Here is an 18,704-nt window from a genome sequence, read left to right on the forward strand (position 1 = left end):
GCAAGCACGTCATATCAGTTGGGCCAGTGCGCTCGACTTGCATGTATTAGGCACACCGCCGGCGTTCATCCTGAGCCAGGATCAAACTCTCATATAAAATATAAGAACTTGAATAGCTCTACTTCAAATTAATTAAGCGAATTGACTTCGCAAATGTTTTGCTTCAAATCATTATGATTGAAGACCCTACACATTTGATTCGTCGAAACTTTGTTCAGTTTTCAAAGGTCTACCTTAGTCAGTAACAAGTGCTGACTAACAAATTTATTATATCAGATGTCTTTTAAGATGTCAACAATTAATTTTAATATTTTCAAATTAACTCATCAATCATTCTCAACAGACAACTTTTATAATATATCATCTTGTTAAGAGCGAGTCAACATGTTTATTGAAATAAAAACAATTTATCAGATAAACAAATAACTCTTTGTATCTCTCAACAGGAACTATACTATACCTTCTTTTTATTTCTTCGTCAACAGCAAATATGAAGAACTATTCATTTGTATTGAACTAATTCGAACATTGAATTCAAATTAGCAAATATAGTTAATGATTTTTTAAACAAAGCAAAAGAGTGCCCGCCATTTTTTTGGCAAAAGCACTCATAAACTGAACAATTTATTTTTAAATTATTTTACCCGAACTAAGAAGTAACGTTTCTTTCCGCGGCGAACAATCACAAACTTACCATCAAAATGGCTACTTGGATCGATCTCTGCATCAACATCAGTTACCTTTTCACCATTAATATGGATAGCACCACTTTCAACATCTTGTCGTGCTTGACGACGTGATGGTTCAATCTCGGTATCATCGACTAACCATAAGATAATGTTCTTCTTTTCATTAGCTACTTCTACTGAAGGAACGTCCTTGAAAGCTTGTTCAATTTCCTCAGTAGTTAAGTCAGCAATATCCCCTGAGAATAGCGCCTTAGTAATCCGTTGAGCTTCGGCTAATCCTTCTTCTCCATGAACAAACTTAGTAACTTCTTCAGCTAACCGACGTTGAGCTTCACGCTTCCATGGTTCTTTCTGAACTTTTTCTGCCAACTCATCAATTTCTTCCTTAGATAAGAAGGTAAAGTACTTGAGGTATTTAACAACGTCACGATCATCCTGGTTAATCCAAAATTGGTAGAATTCGTAAGGCGAGGTCTTCTTTGGATCAAGCCAAATAGCACCACCAGCAGTCTTACCAAATTTCGTCCCATCAGCTTTTAACATCAACGGAATGGTCAACCCGTATACTTTTGCATCGGGTCCTTCTACCTTATGAATCAAATCAATCCCGGCGGTAATATTCCCCCATTGGTCTGACCCACCAATTTCAAGTTGCACACTATTATTTTGGTAAAGGTGCAAGAAATCTACCGCTTGAAGAATTTGATAAGTAAACTCAGTAAAGGAAATTCCTGAATCAAGTCGACTTGCAACAACTTCCTTATTTAACATTGTATTAACATTAAAGAGCTTCCCAAAGTCACGTAAAAAATCAATCATGGTGAAGTCCTTCAACCAGGTGTAATTGTCAACAATCGTAAAGTTCTCAGTACCAAAAAGTTTCTTCATTTGTTCAGTAAGAGCCTTCTTATTGTGATCCAACTGTGATTCAGTTTGAAGGGTCCGTTCCGTTTTCCGTCCAGATGGATCACCAATTGCACCAGTTCCACCACCAATGATAATAACTGGGTGGTGCCCTGCTAACTGGAATCGCTTGAGAATCATAAAGGGAATTAAGTGACCGATATGAAGACTATCACCTGTTGGGTCAGTCCCACAGTATAGGCCAATATTCTTATTTTCAGTTAATTCCTTCAATGCTTCTTTATCAGTAGTTTGGTTAATGGCGCCACGCCATTCAAGTTCATCAATAATGTTCATCGTATTGCCTCCTATAACATATTTCAGATCAAAAAATCCCCAACTTCATATTGAAGTCAGGGACGATTTACCGCGTTACCACCTTGAATTGTAATTACTAATCCAGTAATTACCTCTCTAGTCGATAACGAGACGATCCGTTCAAAATTGAAAAGCTCCGTAAGTGTAATTCGTCAGCCAACCGCGTTAGACTTTCAGCAACCGTCTAATCTCTAATCTACTAGTTGGCAAACTACTAAATTACATCAACGCCTTTATTATTGCCGTCATTGTACCTAGAGAATTAGTACTTTGTCAAGATAAAAAGGAAAGCCACAGAATCCACTTCTTTCGTGACTTTCCTTTTACTGAGGATTATTTATTTTCTTGTTTCTTTTTATCCTGCTTTTGTTTAGCTTTCTTTACCTTTTTCTTTGGTGTATAAACTTCATGAACATAAGCCTCACCAGTTAATTCAGCAACTGGCTTAAACGTGTCAGCAAAGTCTTCATCCAAGTTAGCGGTTTTCTTTGCTTCTTCATAGTAAAGGGCACCACTAGCAAAAATCACTGGTAAGTATGCGGCAAAGCCAAGAATCATTAACAGCAATCCAATATATATCAACGCGTAAGTTGCGGTGTAAAGTCCCCAGTATGCCAGGGCACCGAAAATAACTTCCCAAACAACCATTGGGATAAAGATTACAACAAGCATGATCAATAGGTAGTTCCACTTACGTCCACCCATAAACCGTCGACTAGCGGTTAGGGCATGGCGCATTGATTGACCAAGGAATTGTGGCTGACGATCACGGTAAAGGAAATTGGCTTGGGAATATTCAATTCCTTTCCATACCATCACAATATCGTTTAGTATCCGGCAAACAATCACTAATGCTTGGTTTTTAGCAACTAATCCACCAATAATATCTAACGGCAAGCTCCACAGGAATACAAATAAGCCAGTGTAAAGAATAATCCGCCATAATTGATTCTTCCGCAAATGCTTATAGTGCATCCATACTGATCCAGCGCTGACAATTTGTTCAGGATGACGAACCTTATCCTGGTAAGTAAATTGTGCAGCCGTGGTAAAGAACGAATAGAAGAATGATAATGCGACTAAAATAACAATTGCAAGAAGCAGCTCAAGCAAAGCCAATCCAATTGCTGCAGGTGATGCCATCCCGTACATAATCATCATCATGGCCATCCCCATCGAACTTAATATTCCCTGGGCAAAATAACCAACAATAAACGATAACGCGAGGAAAATAATCATCACTCCGCCAAGCGGCCACATTGAAGTTTGGTAATGTGGCTTAACTAGTCCCTTCAGGTCATGAATGAACTGTTTTAAGGATAAATGATAACGTTTCTTCATTTAATACTCTCTCCAATTATTTCAGAATATATTTTTCATCATAACACAAAACGAACAAAGCTCAATTTTCATGGTGCTTTTTTCATAAAAAATTCAAAAAGTGCTTACCATCACAGTCAGCAAGCCGATTAATGAAGGTCAGCACCTTAAATTATCTTCTATTAAAATATTCGTCAAAATTCGCTAAATTGCTTCAGAAGCTATACTCTCAAATTAATCTTACTCAATCGCTTCAAAATAAGGAAAACAATAATTCCCTCCAAAGGCCAAGTAATGACTTCTTTAGGCAGCCGGATAAGCAAAAGCGCCCAGAATGTTTTCCCAGTGCTTCCCGTATTTAGGCTCATAATGTAAATCCAAAGTGTTGTAAAGATAACATTAGTTACTAAAATTTGGAAGAACTCATAAATTAGCGCCCGTTGCCAAGTAACTTTCTGGTTATACAGGAACATCCCCGCTAGTGCGCCAGAAACAAAGGCTGAGAAGGTAAATCCTGGGAAAAAGGCAGTTCCAGAATTAAGAATGGTGTTACTAATAATATCATTAACCACCATGGCCCAACCACCAATCCACGGTCCTAAATAGTAACCAATCAAGGCAGTCGCAATAAAGCCAAAACCAAATTTAAGAATCGTTGGATCACCAATTGAGATTTTCTCTAAAACAACCTCAAGAGCAATCAACATTCCAGCAAGAGTTAGCCGCTTAGTAGTAAACCGCGGACCAGCAAAAGATAACATTGATGACATCTCAATCCACTCCCTACTTAAAAATTTATTCTGTTAGGGAACACATTGACAGGTGTCTCTGTGGTGAATGCGAAATTATCAAGCAGCTAATGCTTCCTTCCAGCGTTCACATTCCGTTCCGCTGGACAATAACTCGGTAATTTCTACCCCAACACTCAATAATATATCTCAATTGCGGATAATATTCAATATATTAGATAATATTATATGGAAAACATCGATTATTAACCACATCCAGCCATAAACATTCGTATTTAGCTTTGTAAGATAATAAAACACCGCGATTGATTCAGACTAAACCAATTGCGGTGGAATAAAATTTAATTATATCTGGTTAAAAATTAATCATTGAACTTTCCAGCGCTCTTTAAAATTTCCTGAGCTTTTTCAAGATAGTGGTGTTCAGCACGGAATGCCTTAATCTTGCCGCCCTTGCTCTCGTCTAGGCCGTCAAGTTGCTTTTCCAGTTCATCAAAGCCCTTCTTAAGATCTTTGATAACTGGTTCTTCATCTTCCATGTAAATGTAGTGATTCTCAGCAGGATCCTTATGTCCTTCACCTGCAACACGTTCGAGCTTATCGCTATCCTTATCTACTTTCTGAGCGTGCTTAAGAATTGACTTGATATCCTTAATTGTTTCGTGTTGAGCAGTACGATGCTTTTCGTTATCTACACTATCTTCAATCTTAGTTAAGTGTCCCTCAGCATCCGCAATCTTTTTAGCAATCCGATCTAATGCCTTTAATTGACGTTTTGCGTAATCAGCCATAATAATAACCTCCTGATAAATATTTATTTACACTATTATTATATTTTTAATAATAACGTTATGCAATTAATAGCACTTATTATTTTGTATTCATTAGAATAGTAATTAATATTTTTATCAAGGTTCATTATATTGACCGAAAGATCGTCATTTGATTTTTGCATCAAAAAAAGCCGGAAATTTCCGGCTTTTTCATTAAGAATATTTATTCTAGTATTTTTCTTTGCTCAAAACGTTAAGCTTCTCGTCAAAGTCATAAACAACTGGTTGACCAGTAGCCATTTCAAGGTTCATGATGTCATCATCAGAAATGTTTTCGATGTACTTGCTCAAAGCACGGAGAGAATTACCGTGAGCTGCAATAATAACGTTCTTGCCATCAAGAAGCTTTGGAGCAATTTCATCTTGCCATAAAGGAATTACCCGTTCCAAGGTAACCTTTAAGTTTTCACCACCAGGAACTGTCCGTGGATCCAAGTTAGCGTAACGACGATCGTGTAATGCTGAACCTTCATCATCAGCAGTCAGCAATGGAGGTAAAACATCGTATGAACGACGCCAAATGTGAACTTGTTCGTCACCGTACTTTTCAGCAGTAGCCTTCTTGTTAAGGCCTTGTAAAGCACCATAGTGACGTTCGTTCAAGCGCCAAGTCTTAGTTTCAGGAATCCAAAGTTGGTCACATTCTTCAAGAGCATAGTGTAATGTCTTGATAGCACGCTTCAATACTGAAGTGTATGCGTAGTCAAATTGAATACCATGTTCCTTAAGGGCTTTACCAGCGTTCTTAGCTTGTTCAACACCCTTTTCGCTCAAATCAACATCAATCCAACCAGTGAACTTGTTAGCAAGGTTCCATTCACTTTGGCCGTGACGAATTAAAACTAGTTTTGCCATGTTTTAATGACCTCTTTCTTCTTAAAATCGCTATACTACTATACAGCATTACCTAATTATTTTAATCCAAACATTGAAAAAATCCAATAGGTGAAGCGGTGATCTTGTGAAATTAATCGCGATTATCGTTCTATAATCCTGCTTTTGCACCAATATCATGACGATAAAAACATTCTGGTTGATTCAGTTTTTCTAAATACGCATAAACACGATCATGAGCTTCCTGAAGAGTTTCTGCTTGGGCAAGCACCATCAATAATCGTCCTCCCGCGCCCCGTAAATGACTAAGTGATCCCGTCACGTTAGCATAGTCAATTTCAACTTCACTGCTCTCAGGAAAGGAGCCTAATTTTTGACCATGAATTGGTTTTTGCGGATACCCTTTGGAGGCTAGAACAACACCAAAACTAGCTTCAGTGGTCTCACTAATTGTTGGTAAAGGCTGATCATTGATTGCCGCATCAACAAGTTGATAAAGATCCGTATCTAAGCGCGGAAGGACCACCTGAGTTTCCGGATCACCAAGGCGAACGTTATATTCAATCACCTTTGGCCCATCCGCAGTCAGCATCAGCCCAATATAAAGGACACCATGGTAATGGTATTCACCTTTCACTAACCCATCAACCGTTGGCTTAACCACCTCATCAATCATCCGTTGGCGATCAGCCGTCGATAACTGGGGAAGTGGACTATATGAACCCATCCCCCCAGTATTCGGACCCCGGTCGCCATCATAAGCTCGTTTATGGTCTTGTGCCATCGGTAAGATTCGATAATGACCGTTGCTGATCACTACAAACATCGAATATTCAGGGCCGCTCAAACATTCTTCAAGAACTATCCTGGCTTGCCCCGATGCAAACATCTCTTTAATTGTCCGAACCGCAGCATCGTGATCCTGGGCAATCACAACCCCTTTACCTCCAGCGAGGCCATTTTCTTTGATAACAACCGGGTAGCCAAATTGATCCACATGTTCAAGGATTGCTGTTTGGTCACGATAGGAAGCATGCTTAGCAGTTGGTACACCGTAATTATTCATAAAGTTCAAAGCATAATCTTTTGAACCCTCTAGTTGCGCTGCCCGAGCATCGGGACCAAAGATCTTCAATCCAGCTGCATGGAAGTCATCTACAATACCATCAACCAGGCAATCTTCGGGTCCCACAAACGTCCATTTAATATCGTGATCTTTTGCAAATTTGATCAAGCCGGCAAAGTCGTTTTCAGCAATTGCCACTGGCTCAACTCCTACACTTGGCATCCCAACATTTCCCGGTGCACAGTAAACATGGTCTACACTAGCGCTTTCCCTCAGCTTTTTGGCAATCGCAAATTCGCGACCCCCTTCGCCGATCACTAATAAATTAACTTTATCTGTCATGAGATCCTCCTGAATTTGATGTTGGATAATCATTTTTGTTGGTGACTTGTGTTTTGGCTCGTACTTTAATGCAGCAGAGTCGAGATCTGCGCAGTAGCTGATTGACTCCTTTCATCAACAAGTTGATAGCAAGAAGTCTAATCAGCTTTGCGAGGGTTCACAGACAAAAACAAGTTTTCTGGTTCACTCCTTCGCCGTGACCGCAATCTCCGTCTAACGTTTTAATGCAGCAGAGCCAAGATCTGCTCGCCAGGAACTTGCTAGAGTTAGCAACCTCCCTCCTAGGCGCAAACCGCCTTCGTCGGGAGAAATTGCTAACTTTCCGCAAGTTCTTTGCTGGCTCACACTCTAGTGTCTAAAATGTCTTACCCCAGTAGTGGCCATGGCGATACCGTATTTATTAGCCATGTCGATTGATTCCTGATCACGGATGGAGCCGCCGGGTTGAACGACTGCTTTAATGCCGTGCTTACCAGCATATTCAACGCAATCACCGAACGGGAAGAAAGCATCCGAAGCCATCACGGTTCGTTCGTCAATATCATCCCCTGCATGCTTAACAGCAATTTTAAGGGAGTCAATCCGGTTTGGTTGGCCTTCACCAACGCCAAGCGTCCGTTCATCATTCGCTAAAACAATTGCGTTTGATTTAGCATGCTTAACGGCTTTCCAAGCAAACATCAGTGTCTTCAACTGTTCTTCGGTTGGTTGAACATCAGTTACGCACTTCCAGTCATGATAGTCTTCCTTAAGGGTATCTTGTTCTTGCATTAGCATTCCACCCATTACAGAGACAACTTCATGCTTAGTTGGTTCATCCTTTTTACTGAAATCAAGACTAAGCAGACGAATATTTTTCTTCTTTGCTAAAACTTCGTAAGCATCATCATCGAAGCCAGGTGCAATCACAATTTCAAGGAAGATTTTGTGCATCTTTTGGGCAGTTGCTAAATCAACTTTCCGGTTTAGGGCGATAACTCCACCGAAGATCGAAACGGTGTCCGCTGTGTATGCGCGATCCCACGCTTGCTCCAAGGTTTCACCTCGACCAATACCACAAGGATTCATGTGCTTCATGGCAACGACCGCTGGTTCATCAAATTCCCGAATACAACGAAGAGCCTCATCCGCATCCTTAATATTATTGTAGGAAAGTTTTTTCCCGTGAAGCTGCTTAGCAGACAATATTGAGAATGACTTTGGCAATGCATCCTGGTATAACCAAGCTTTCTGGTGGCTATTTTCACCATAACGCATCGTTTCTTTCAGGTCCCAAGTTAAAGTTAACTTTTCGGGATCTTCTAGGCCATTTTCCTTAGTCAAGTATTGAGAAATTAATGCATCATAAGCAGCCGTATGACGGAAAGCTTTGGCAGCTAACTTTGAACGGGTTTCCAATGTCGTCGTGCCATTTTCCTTAAGTTCACCCAACACCTGATCATAGTCGTTTTGGTCAACGACGATTGTAACGTCACGGTAATTCTTAGCTGCTGAGCGGACCATGCTTGGGCCACCAATATCAATATTTTCAATTGCATCCGCAAGCTTTACGCCTGGTTTTTCAATCGTCTCCTTAAATGGGTAGAGATTTACACAGACAAGATCAATTGGCGTAATATTAAGTTTTTCAAGGGTTTTCATATGTTCTGGTAATTCACGCCGCGCTAGTAAGCCCCCATGAACATATGGATTTAATGTTTTTACCCGACCATCCAGAATTTCAGGAAAATGGGTAACATCTTCAATACTGATCGTATCAATTCCTGCATCATCCAAAACCTTCTTTGTTCCACCAGTAGAAACAATTTCAAAACCGTTTTCTACCAGTCCCTTAACAAAGGGAACCAAATTCGTCTTATCAGATACACTTACCAATGCTCGTTTCATAAGTTAATTCTCCTTCTCTAACTCTGTCAAAACTTGTTTTACTGCTGCGGGATATAATTGATGCTCAGTCTCATGGACCCGTTCTTCCAACGTTTCTACCGTATCGCTAGGCAAAATTGGCACGTGCCGCTGGGCGATAATTGGTCCAGAATCTAAACCAGCATCGATATAGTGGACGGTTACCCCGGTCTGTTTCCGCCGGTCATTAAATGCCCGCTCAATCGAATGTAATCCTGGATACTCTGGCAACCACGCGGGATGAAGATTGACGATTCGGTGTTCATATTGATTTAGGATCGTTGGACCGACCACCCTTAGGTAACCGGCTAAAGCAATAAAGTCAATTTGATATTTTTTCAGTAACTGTAAAAGCTGTTTTTCATACTCTTCCTTTCCACCACAGGATTTCACCGTGAAACTTTCGGCAGGAACACCAAGGCGCTGTGCCCGTTTCATCACCGGTGCATCTGGATGGTTGCAAAAGAGCAACGATAATTCACCAGGAATATCACCGCTTTGAAAATGCTTTGCTAGCACTTCAAAGTTTGTTCCGTTCCCGGAAGCGAAAATGGCAACTCTCATTTTCAAACCTCACTTAATTTCAATCTTTTCAGCATTTTCAGGGCGTTGACGCAAGTGACCAATTTGGTAACTTGCCTCACCTGCTTCTTTCAACTTCTCTTGAACCTGTTCAACATTAGTAGGATCAACTGCCAACACTAAGCCAATCCCCATGTTGAATGTTTGAAAGCAATCTGTCAGCGGTAACTGGCCGAGTTGCTGTAAGTAATCAAAAACTGGCAATGTCGGCCATAACTTATGATCGATTACCGCCTGCAATTGATCGTCAATCATTCGGGGAACGTTCTCAATCAATCCGCCACCAGTAATATGGCTTATCCCTTTAATCAATTTTTGGTGAATTAAAGGTAGTACTTGACGGACATAAATTCGGGTTGGTTTTAAAATGGCCTCGCCAACCGTCTCACCGTGAAGGACTTCTGGTTTCTCGTCGAGTTGAACATCATGATCCTTAAAGAGAATCTGACGAACAAGGGAAAAGCCATTCGAGTGGATCCCACTAGCTGGCAATCCCAAAAGGACATCGCCAGCTTGTGGTTGAGCCGTGGTTAAAAGCTCTTCTTTCTCTACGACTCCAGTCACCGTCCCCGCTAAATCATATTCATCTTTTGCGTACATATCCGGCATTTCAGCTGTTTCGCCACCAATTAATGCGGCACCAGCATCACGACAACCGGCTGCTACACCACTCACAATTTCTGCCATCTTTTGAGGGTCGTTATGACCAGTCGCAATATAATCGAGGAAGAATAACGGCTCAGCCCCTTGAGCTAAAACATCATTCACACACATTGCAACTACATCAATACCGATCGTGTCATGTTTTCCCATTTGTTGAGCAACCAGGAGTTTAGTTCCAACACCATCTGTCCCCGAAACGAGAACCGGATGTTTCATGTGTAACTCTCCCAAATCAAACATTCCACCAAAACTACCAATGCCACTAACAACGCCTGGGCGATCGGTTGATTTTACAGCCGCTTTAATCCGATTAACTAATTCGTATCCGGCATTTACGTCAACACCGGCTTTTTGATAGCGATTCATGATTCAAGTTCCTTTCGTGCCCGCTTTTCTTGTTCGTTTAGTGACTTCAAATATCCTTCTTCGTAATCGTAAAGCGGAGTTGGGTAGTCGCCATTAAAGTAAGCTACTGTTAGGCCACCATATGGCGCATCCCCCGCGTCCGGAATATTGATTGCCTTAATCAAATTCTCAACACTCAGAAAATGAAGGGAATCAGCGCCAATTAACTCTTTCATTGTTGGAACTGAATAATGAGCTGCCATTAACTCTGACCGCGTTGAAATATCAATTCCATAAAAGCACGGAAATTTAAATGGCGGTGAAGCAATCAACATGTGAACTTCCTTAGCTCCCGCATGCCGAAGCATTTTAATAATCTGCTTAGAAGTGGTTCCCCGAACAAGCGAATCATCGACTACGATTACTCGTTTGCCAGCAACAACCCCGCGAAAGGCAGATAGTTTGAGATGAACGCCCTGCTCACGAAGAGCTTGTGTTGGCTGGATGAATGTCCGGGCAACGTATTGGCTCTTAATCAAGCCCATTTCGTATGGCAATCCAGATTCTTCTGCATAGCCCGACGCTGCGGATAGTGATGAATTGGGAACACCAATAACCATATCCGCATCAATCGGGTATTGCTTTGCCAGTAATCTTCCCATCTGTTTACGGGCGTTATGGACTGTTACCCCGTGAATAATCGAATCAGGGCGGGCAAAGTAAATATATTCCATTGAACAAATTGCTAATTGAGTATCCGTTGTGTAGTGGTCAATATGTAACCCATCACGATCAATTACAATCAGTTCTCCTGGTTGAACATCTCGAATGAATTTAGCGTTAACAATGTCTAAGGCACATGTTTCGCTAGCCACTACATAGGCACCGTTTTCCAATTGACCAATACATAAAGGGCGAATCCCGTTTGGATCCAGCGCTGCAATTAACCTGTCCTTTTGTAGCAAGAGAAAGGCAAAGCCACCGTGGACAATGTTCAGGCTCTTTTTTAAGGCCGGAATAAAACCTTCTTTAATGTACTTCCGAACTAGGTGAATCAGAATTTCGGTATCGGAATCCGACTGAAAGACCGCACCATCATCCTCCAGCTGGCGTCGTAACGTAACGGCATTAGTCAGATTGCCGTTATGCGCTAACGCAACGTCACCATCATGGAAGTGGAATAAAAAAGGTTGGACATTGGCGATTGAATTATGACCGCTAGTACCGTAACGGACATGACCAATTGCTGCGTCACCAACTAATCGCTTTAATTCATTTGGGTTAGCGAACACCTTTGCTAAGAGTCCCCGGTCACGATGCTGGTAAAGTTCTTTTGAATCAGTCGAAACGATTCCGGCACCTTCCTGACCACGATGTTGAAGGGTATGAAGACCATAGTATGTTAACTGGCTTGCATCTTGAGCACCAAAAACGCCAAAGACACCACATTCTTCATTTAATCCTTTGATTTCAGCTGGCACGGGATCGCCTCCTCCCACAATTTTTGTAGTTCAGCAACACTTTGATTAATCTCAGCATCTTGCAATTGCGCTTCAAGCCAATGCGTATTCGTGACTTCCCCAACTAGCAGTGCATCCGCACCCATCGTTTTTTCAAAAGCAGCCGTCTTGGCAGCAGGAACTGTCACAACAAACCGCCCCGGAGTTTCGCTAAATAATTGAGCAGCTGTCAGGTGACGAATATCAATATTCATCCCCAAATCTGTCTTAAACAATGTTTCAGCAAGGCCAACTCCAAGACCGCCTTCACTTAGATCATGAGCACTTGCAACATCGCCCCGTTGCATTGCGGTAAGAAGACGCATCATGTAGTCATGAACGTGTTCCAGATCAAACGAGTTAAGGACACCACTAATATCACCGGTAAGCATCTTTTGAATTTCTGTACCCGCAAAGTCATTCTCAGTTTTACCAATGAGGTATACTTTGTCGCCAGCATGTTGAACAAATGATGGAATAACATGCTGAATATCCTTAATCAGGCCAACCATTCCGACCATTGGTGTTGGGTGGATTGCCTTACCATTGTTCTCGTTATATAGCGAAACATTTCCTGAAATAACCGGGGTATCAAATACTCGACAAGCATCGGCCATCCCCTTAACAGATTGGTGAAGTTCCCAGAAAATTTCGGGATCGTTTGGGTCACCATAGTTTAAACAATCGGTAATCCCTAATGGTTCGGCACCACTAGCCACAATGTTAGTTGCCGCCTCAACAAGAGCAATTTGACCCCCAATTTCTGGGCTCAAATAGACGAACCGCCCGTTACCATCAGTTGTCATTGAAAGGCCTTTATGGGTACCGCGAATACGTAAAACACCAGCATCGCTCCCGGGACCGACCACCGTGCTTGTCCGTACTTGTGAGTCATATTGTTGATAAAAAATGCTCTTATCCGCGATTGTTGATTGTTGAAGAAGACTCCGCAACGTTTGTTCAGCATCATCAATGGTTGGTACCCATGCAGTTTGCTTTTCTACTGCTAAAATCCGTGCTGGTTTCTTTTCCTCACTAGCTTCTTCCAATACATCATCAGTCAAACTAGAAACAGGAATATTGCAGACCTCTTGTCCATCATGGTAGAGAACGTAATCGTGACCAGCAGTAATCCGACCAATCGTCACTGCTTCTAGGTCATAAAAGTCAAAGATCTTTTTAACGTCTTCTTCGTGGCCCTTATTTACACACAGGAGCATCCGTTCCTGCGATTCACTTAACATAATTTCGTAAGCTGACATATTTGGTTCACGTTGAGGAACGAGGTCAAGGTTTAGCTCCATGCCGCTTTGCCCTTCAGATGCCATTTCTGCACTTGAAGAAACAATTCCGGCTGCCCCCATATCCTGAATACCAACTAGCCAGTCAGGGTGCTTAGTGATAACTTCCAGGCAAGCCTCTAAAAGGAGCTTTTCCATAAAGGGATCGCCAACTTGAACCGCAGAACGCTGGGTAGCATTCTCATCACTAAAATCAGCAGAAGCAAAGGTTGCCCCATGAATCCCGTCACGGCCAGTTTGCGCGCCGACATACATTACCGCATTGCCAATTCCGGCTGCCTTCCCTTTCTGGAGATCCTTCTGGTCCATCAAGCCAACACTCATCGCATTACATAAAAGATTTCCTTGGTAGCACGGATCAAAAGTTGTTTCACCGGCAATTGTGGGAATTCCCATACAGTTACCGTAATCACCAATTCCCCGCACCGTCCCATCAACCTTCATCCGCATCTTTGGATCAGTTAGTTCGCCAAAATGGAGAGAATCAAGTGAGGCAACTGGGCGAGCACCCATACTGAAAATGTCACGAAGAATTCCACCAACCCCAGTAGCAGCTCCCTGATATGGTTCTACCGTTGTTGGGTGGTTATGGCTTTCCGCTTTGAAAACCACGGCTTGACCATCATCAATATCAATAACTCCCGCACCTTCACCAGGACCTTGCAAAACTCGGGAATTCTTATTTGGAAATAATCTTAAAACAGGTTTTGACTTTTTATAAGAACAGTGTTCGCTCCACATTGCGGAAAACAATCCGGTTTCAGTGTAGTTTGGCAACCTACCAAGAAGCTTTTTGCTAATGTAGTTGTACTCATCTTCGCTTAGACTCCAGTCAAGGTATGGTTTTTGTTTTTTAATTTCTTCAGGGGTCATTGCCTGTTCCATTGTCTATTCCTCCACCTTTGCATTTCTATTTGCGAGCAACGATTTGAATAACTGTAATCCATCAGTATTACCAAGAAGTGCTTCAACAGCTCGTTCTGGGTGAGGCATCATTCCCAAAACATTTCCCCGTTCATTAGTAATCCCCGCAATATTACGCAGACTGCCATTTGGGTTTTCCTCAGCATACCGAAATACAACCTGATGATTCTTTTCAAGGCGGTCAAGCGTCTCTTCATCTGCAAAATAACTGCCGTCAGCATGAGCAATTGGCAAAGCGATTCGTTCGTGCTTTTCATATTGTTGAGTAAAGATCGTTTCGTTATTAACCACTTCCAGGGGAACTGTTTTGCAGACGAACTTTTGACTATCATTCCGTTTTAACGCTCCAGGAAGAAGACCAACTTCTGTTAAAATTTGGAAGCCATTGCAGGTCCCAAATACTGGTTTCCCTTCTTCTGCCATCTTGATAACCGCTGGCATAATATTAGTAAAGCGAGCAATTGCCCCCGCTCTTAAGTAGTCACCATATGAAAAGCCACCTGGCAACATCACAGCATCAAACCCTGCTAAACTCTTTTCTCGATGCGAAACATATTCCACATCAGCATGACAAACTGAGCGGAGTGCTTCATAGAGGTCAATATCACAGTTAGAACCAGGAAAAACAATCACCGCGATCTTCATTTAATCTTCCCCCATCACTTGATACTTATAAGTTTCCATATTGAAGTTAACTAAGAGTTGATCCGCAATTTCTTCAATTGTCTTTTCAACCACTTTTCCAGTCCCTTCAACAGTTACATCAAAGAATTTACCAACCTGGACATCCTTCACTTCGTCATGGCCCAGCGTATGAATTGCATCTTTAATGGTCTCTCCTTGAGGATCAAAAACTGATTGCTTATAGGTAACGAAAATCCGCACTTTTGTCATTTACTTATCCTCCGCAATAACATCTTCCAGCCGTGCTAATACTTGATCATAGGTTTGGGTTAAGTCAGCTAACTTTCGCCGATAAACATCCTTATCCATGTGCTGATCGGTTTTAATATCCCATAGCCGACAATTATCAGGCGAGAATTCATCTGCCAAAATAATCTTGCCATTGCTTAACCGACCGAACTCTAACTTAAAGTCAACTAACTGCATCCCCGCCTTTTCAAAAAGTGGTGTTAACAGGCCGTTAACCTCTCGACAAATGTCCCACATTTTTTCAAGTTCAGAATGGGTAGCAATTCCTAACGCAATCGTTGCCGACTCGTTAATAAATGGATCGTCTAATTCATCACTCTTATAAAAAGTTTCCTCAACCGGTTCTGGAAGCCTCTTTCCTTCGTCCAACCCATACCGACTAGCAAAGTGTCCCGCAACCACATTCCGGGTAACAAATTCTAGCGGAAACATCGTACATTTCTTAACTAGATCTTCATTAGCTGACAACTTTTTGATGAAGTGAGTCTCAATCCCGTGCTTGATTAAATATTGAAAAACCAAGCTTGAAATGGCATTAGCAGCTTCACCCTTTCCAGCAAAGTGCTCCTTCTTTTTCCCGTTCAGCGCAGTTGCTTGGTCCATATATACAACCCGCAGTACTTCGGGATCGTCTGTTTGCCACATCTGTTTTGCTTTTCCGGTATAAAGTAACTTTTCCATTGTTAATTAAGGCTCCTTTACATAAAAAACGAACATTAAACTAACTAATAACGATTTTATTCGTTAAAATCTGTCATTAATATACTCTCAGTCATAAGTAATTGTCAACATAATTTACTAACTTTATTTACACTTTCTTTATAATAGTTCGTGTTTTACGCTAGTTTTAATTCTTAAAACCCGTAATTTTTATAAAATTAACCTAATTTATCTTTTAAGCCATTGTTAACTATCTCTAAATAAATATTTTTAATTTCTCAAGATAATTATTGACTTTTCAAAAATTAAGATTAAACTAATAAACAATTAAATTATGATTAGACTTTGAAGAGAAGAGTAGTACCTCGTCGTTTCTGCAGAGAGTCCTTACTTGGTGAAAAAGGATATTCGACAACAGTATGAAGATGAGCTCTGAGTCATCTAACCTGGTCATCCCGGCTAGGTTAGACGGATAGCAATCGTTACATTGCGGAGTATTCATATCTTATAATGAGTACTTAACGAGGTTGTTATTGTAAGGTAACAATAAACTCAGGGTGGTACCGCGAAAGCTTTCGTCCCATAGTTCAAATAGAATTATGGGACGAAAGCTTTTTTATTAGAAGCTAATCTAGCTTAATCTAATCACTTAAGAAAGGAGAATCAGTAATGACAGCAAATGCAAAAAATGGTTTCTTGCTCAGTAACGGTCACTGGCAAAATCACTATATCTTAATAATCCGGTATCAATCGTGGTGGTTAATCTAATGCCAACTAAAGAAACAACTGAACGTCAATTCCTTGAAAGTTTCAATAAACTAACTCAAGACGTTGAACTTACTTTTCTTTATCCGGCAACTCACCATTTCAAAAACATTTCCTTCTCAGCGATCACTAAAGCTTACGTCAGCTTAGAAGAAATTGAGAATTACTCGTTCGACGGCTTAATCATTACTGGTGCTCCCGTTGAACAGCTTGCTTTTCAGCAAGTTGATTATTGGGAAGAATTTCGCACAATCTGTGACTGGGCAGAGCGTCATACCAAGCAAAGCCTGCTAGAATGCTGGGCTGCTCTTGGCGGTCTCTATAACGACTATCAAATTAAGAAGCACCAGTTATCGCAGAAGATTTTTGGGATCTATCAAGCAACAGGAATTAACAGGTGTAATCAATTAGCGGAACATCTTACTAACCAGCAATTAGTCATTCCCCAATCACGCCACTCCAGTCCCAACGTTGATCCAGAGAACCTTCCCGATGATCTGCAAATTGTCGCTGAAAATAATGAAATCGGTCCTTTAATCTATCACTCCCCTGGTAAACACCGCACTTACATTACAGGCCACCCGGAATATGAAGCAGATACGCTTGCGCAGGAATATTACCGTGATCTAAAAAAGCGGCTGCCTATTCAGGAACCGCGTAACTACTTCTCTAACCGGAATACCGGTGAGATTAAATATTCATGGCGAAAATCAAGCACACAAATCTATCAAAATTGGTTAAACACATTCACACAACAGAAAGTAGGTACATTAGTATGAGTAATCAAGAACAATCACCAAAATACCATTTTGAAACTCTCCAAGTCCACGCTGGTCAAACCGTAGACGAAACTGGTGCTCGCGCGGTACCAATTTACCAAACAACTTCTTACGTTTTCAAAGACGCTAAACAGGCCGCCGACCGATTCTCCCTAAAGGAACCCGGCAATATTTATACCCGGTTAACCAACCCAACTACCGATGTCGTTGATCGTCGGGTAGCCGCCTTAGAACACGGGACAGCCGGAATCACTTTAGCTACCGGTTCAGCAGCAATCACCGCTGCGATCCTGAACATTGCTCAGCAAGGCGATGAAATTGTTTCTGCAAGTACAATTTACGGTGGAACTTATGACCTCTTTGCCGTTACCCTTCCTAAATTAGGAATTAAAACTCGCTTTGTCGATCCTGATGATCCGGCAAACTTTGAAAAGCAGATCAACGAGCATACTAAAGCTCTCTACGTTGAAAGTATTGGAAATCCCGGGATTAACCTAGTTGACTTTAAGGCGATCGCCAAAATCGCTCACGATCACGGAATCCTCTTTATTGTCGATAACACCTTTGGGACTCCCTACCTCGTTAAACCACTTGACCTTGGTGCCGATGTTGTCGTTCATTCCGCAACTAAATTCATTGGCGGTCACGGAACAACGATGGGTGGTGTCATTGTAGAAAACGGGAAGTTCGATTATCAGGCTAGTGGTCGCTATCCTGGCTTCACCACCCCTAATAGTCAATATGATGGCCTTGTGTTTGCCGATCTAGCACCTGCTGCGTTTACTACCAAAGTTCGGGCAGAAACCGCTCGTGACCTTGGTGCCACCATTAGTCCATTTAACTCATTCCTTCTCCTTCAAGGGCTTGAATCACTCTCACTCCGGGTTGAACGTCACGTTGCTAACACCAGAAAAATCGTCAAATTTCTTAACGATCATCCAAAAGTTGCTTGGATCAACTACCCAGAATTAGCAGATAGCCCGTATAAGCCATTAGCAAATGAATACTTCCCTCACGGTGTCGGTTCAATTTTCACCCTTGGCCTCAAGGGCGGCGAAGAAGCAGGCAAGGAGCTTATCAGCAACCTCAAGCTCTTCTCATTATTAGCAAACGTTGCCGATGCCAAGTCGCTGATTATTCATCCAGCTTCAACAACTCATGCCCAGTTAAGTCCCGAAGAATTAAAGGCTGCTGGTGTGACTCCCGATCTCATTCGGGTTTCTGTGGGAATTGAAAACGCGGATGACCTGATTGCGGATCTCGACCAAGCACTAGCAAAGATTTAGCCAAGTAA

General features: G+C 41.6%; 16 protein-coding genes, 1 rRNA gene, 1 riboswitch and 2 other annotated features. Of the genes, 2 read left to right on the forward strand and 15 right to left on the reverse strand.

What is annotated here, in order from left to right; translation table 11 throughout:
- The 15 genes from HUK49_RS06370 to purC form a co-directional block, all read right to left on the reverse strand.
- Positions 1-97: ribosomal RNA gene (locus HUK49_RS06370) — 16S ribosomal RNA — on the reverse strand; the annotation flags it as partial.
- Positions 98-635: 538 nt separating this feature from the next.
- Positions 636-1,889, reverse strand: coding sequence for a tyrosine--tRNA ligase (tyrS, locus tag HUK49_RS06375; protein WP_191913089.1), 1,254 nt, complete (start codon positions 1,887-1,889; stop codon positions 636-638).
- Between the two features lie 55 nt (positions 1,890-1,944).
- Positions 1,945-2,147 (reverse strand) — a binding site (T-box leader).
- A gap of 96 nt (positions 2,148-2,243) precedes the next feature.
- A complete protein-coding gene (locus HUK49_RS06380) occupies positions 2,244-3,251 on the reverse strand; it encodes a hypothetical protein (protein WP_102169490.1) in 1,008 nt (335 codons plus the stop codon).
- 200 nt (positions 3,252-3,451) lie between these two features.
- Positions 3,452-4,000 (reverse strand): folate family ECF transporter S component, encoded by a 549-nt coding sequence (locus HUK49_RS06385; protein WP_191913090.1) that lies wholly within the window; start codon positions 3,998-4,000, stop codon positions 3,452-3,454.
- A 59-nt stretch (positions 4,001-4,059) separates the two neighbouring features.
- A riboswitch (THF riboswitch) is annotated at positions 4,060-4,153 on the reverse strand.
- A gap of 188 nt (positions 4,154-4,341) precedes the next feature.
- A complete protein-coding gene (locus HUK49_RS06390; RefSeq protein WP_102169492.1) occupies positions 4,342-4,770 on the reverse strand; it encodes a hypothetical protein in 429 nt (142 codons plus the stop codon).
- Between the two features lie 210 nt (positions 4,771-4,980).
- Entirely contained in the window at positions 4,981-5,667 is a 687-nt protein-coding gene (locus HUK49_RS06395) for a 2,3-diphosphoglycerate-dependent phosphoglycerate mutase (protein WP_102169493.1), read from the reverse strand.
- 130 nt (positions 5,668-5,797) lie between these two features.
- Entirely contained in the window at positions 5,798-7,054 is a 1,257-nt protein-coding gene (purD, locus tag HUK49_RS06400) for a phosphoribosylamine--glycine ligase (RefSeq protein WP_191913091.1), read from the reverse strand.
- A 348-nt stretch (positions 7,055-7,402) separates the two neighbouring features.
- Positions 7,403-8,941 carry a bifunctional phosphoribosylaminoimidazolecarboxamide formyltransferase/IMP cyclohydrolase gene (gene purH / locus HUK49_RS06405; protein WP_235981021.1) on the reverse strand — a complete coding sequence of 513 codons (1,539 nt, stop codon included), beginning with the start codon at positions 8,939-8,941 and terminating at the stop codon, positions 7,403-7,405.
- Between the two features lie 3 nt (positions 8,942-8,944).
- Complete coding sequence (purN, locus tag HUK49_RS11255; protein ID WP_148444677.1) at positions 8,945-9,523, reverse strand: phosphoribosylglycinamide formyltransferase; 579 nt, start codon at positions 9,521-9,523, stop codon at positions 8,945-8,947.
- A 9-nt stretch (positions 9,524-9,532) separates the two neighbouring features.
- The gene (purM, locus tag HUK49_RS06410; RefSeq protein ID WP_191913092.1) at positions 9,533-10,570 is read right to left on the reverse strand and encodes a phosphoribosylformylglycinamidine cyclo-ligase; all 1,038 of its coding nucleotides are present in this window, start codon (positions 10,568-10,570) and stop codon (positions 9,533-9,535) included.
- Positions 10,567-12,030: an amidophosphoribosyltransferase gene (gene purF, locus HUK49_RS06415; protein ID WP_191913093.1), complete on the reverse strand. Its 1,464-nt coding sequence runs from the start codon at positions 12,028-12,030 to the stop codon at positions 10,567-10,569. The genes purM and purF overlap by 4 nt, the downstream gene beginning before the upstream one ends.
- Complete coding sequence (gene purL, locus HUK49_RS06420; RefSeq protein WP_191913094.1) at positions 12,006-14,234, reverse strand: phosphoribosylformylglycinamidine synthase subunit PurL; 2,229 nt, start codon at positions 14,232-14,234, stop codon at positions 12,006-12,008. The genes purF and purL overlap by 25 nt, the downstream gene beginning before the upstream one ends.
- Positions 14,235-14,237: 3 nt before the next feature.
- A complete protein-coding gene (gene purQ, locus HUK49_RS06425; protein WP_191913095.1) occupies positions 14,238-14,918 on the reverse strand; it encodes a phosphoribosylformylglycinamidine synthase subunit PurQ in 681 nt (226 codons plus the stop codon).
- Positions 14,919-15,167, reverse strand: a complete 249-nt coding sequence (gene purS, locus HUK49_RS06430; protein ID WP_102169499.1) for a phosphoribosylformylglycinamidine synthase subunit PurS — start codon at positions 15,165-15,167, stop codon at positions 14,919-14,921. It lies immediately after the preceding gene.
- Positions 15,168-15,887 (reverse strand): phosphoribosylaminoimidazolesuccinocarboxamide synthase, encoded by a 720-nt coding sequence (gene purC / locus HUK49_RS06435; protein ID WP_191913096.1) that lies wholly within the window; start codon positions 15,885-15,887, stop codon positions 15,168-15,170.
- 315 nt (positions 15,888-16,202) lie between these two features.
- Positions 16,203-16,452: a binding site (T-box leader), on the forward strand.
- 181 nt (positions 16,453-16,633) lie between these two features.
- Here purC and HUK49_RS06440 point away from each other — a divergent pair.
- Both HUK49_RS06440 and HUK49_RS06445 read left to right on the forward strand, forming a co-directional pair.
- The gene (locus tag HUK49_RS06440) at positions 16,634-17,410 is read left to right on the forward strand and encodes a homoserine O-acetyltransferase/O-succinyltransferase family protein (RefSeq protein ID WP_235981023.1); all 777 of its coding nucleotides are present in this window, start codon (positions 16,634-16,636) and stop codon (positions 17,408-17,410) included.
- Positions 17,407-18,696, forward strand: coding sequence for an O-acetylhomoserine aminocarboxypropyltransferase/cysteine synthase family protein (locus HUK49_RS06445; protein WP_191913097.1), 1,290 nt, complete (start codon positions 17,407-17,409; stop codon positions 18,694-18,696). The genes HUK49_RS06440 and HUK49_RS06445 overlap by 4 nt, the downstream gene beginning before the upstream one ends.
- The last annotated feature ends 8 nt before the right edge of the window (positions 18,697-18,704 follow it).

The sequence above is a fragment of the Limosilactobacillus portuensis genome (genome assembly GCF_014838735.1).
GTDB classification, from domain to species: Bacteria; Bacillota; Bacilli; order Lactobacillales; family Lactobacillaceae; genus Limosilactobacillus; species Limosilactobacillus portuensis.

Coding starts and splice junctions, on each gene's coding strand:
- tyrS (WP_191913089.1), bottom strand. CDS start 1,889: ATGAACATTATTGATGAACTTGAATGGCGTGGCGCCATTAACCAAACT.
- HUK49_RS06380 (WP_102169490.1), bottom strand. CDS start 3,251: ATGAAGAAACGTTATCATTTATCCTTAAAACAGTTCATTCATGACCTG.
- HUK49_RS06385 (WP_191913090.1), bottom strand. CDS start 4,000: ATGTCATCAATGTTATCTTTTGCTGGTCCGCGGTTTACTACTAAGCGG.
- HUK49_RS06390 (WP_102169492.1), bottom strand. CDS start 4,770: ATGGCTGATTACGCAAAACGTCAATTAAAGGCATTAGATCGGATTGCT.
- HUK49_RS06395 (WP_102169493.1), bottom strand. CDS start 5,667: ATGGCAAAACTAGTTTTAATTCGTCACGGCCAAAGTGAATGGAACCTT.
- purD (WP_191913091.1), bottom strand. CDS start 7,054: ATGACAGATAAAGTTAATTTATTAGTGATCGGCGAAGGGGGTCGCGAA.
- purH (WP_235981021.1), bottom strand. CDS start 8,941: ATGAAACGAGCATTGGTAAGTGTATCTGATAAGACGAATTTGGTTCCC.
- purN (WP_148444677.1), bottom strand. CDS start 9,523: ATGAGAGTTGCCATTTTCGCTTCCGGGAACGGAACAAACTTTGAAGTG.
- purM (WP_191913092.1), bottom strand. CDS start 10,570: ATGAATCGCTATCAAAAAGCCGGTGTTGACGTAAATGCCGGATACGAA.
- purL (WP_191913094.1), bottom strand. CDS start 14,234: ATGGAACAGGCAATGACCCCTGAAGAAATTAAAAAACAAAAACCATAC.
- purQ (WP_191913095.1), bottom strand. CDS start 14,918: ATGAAGATCGCGGTGATTGTTTTTCCTGGTTCTAACTGTGATATTGAC.
- purS (WP_102169499.1), bottom strand. CDS start 15,167: ATGACAAAAGTGCGGATTTTCGTTACCTATAAGCAATCAGTTTTTGAT.
- purC (WP_191913096.1), bottom strand. CDS start 15,887: ATGGAAAAGTTACTTTATACCGGAAAAGCAAAACAGATGTGGCAAACA.
- HUK49_RS06440 (WP_235981023.1), top strand. CDS start 16,634: ATGCCAACTAAAGAAACAACTGAACGTCAATTCCTTGAAAGTTTCAAT.
- HUK49_RS06445 (WP_191913097.1), top strand. CDS start 17,407: ATGAGTAATCAAGAACAATCACCAAAATACCATTTTGAAACTCTCCAA.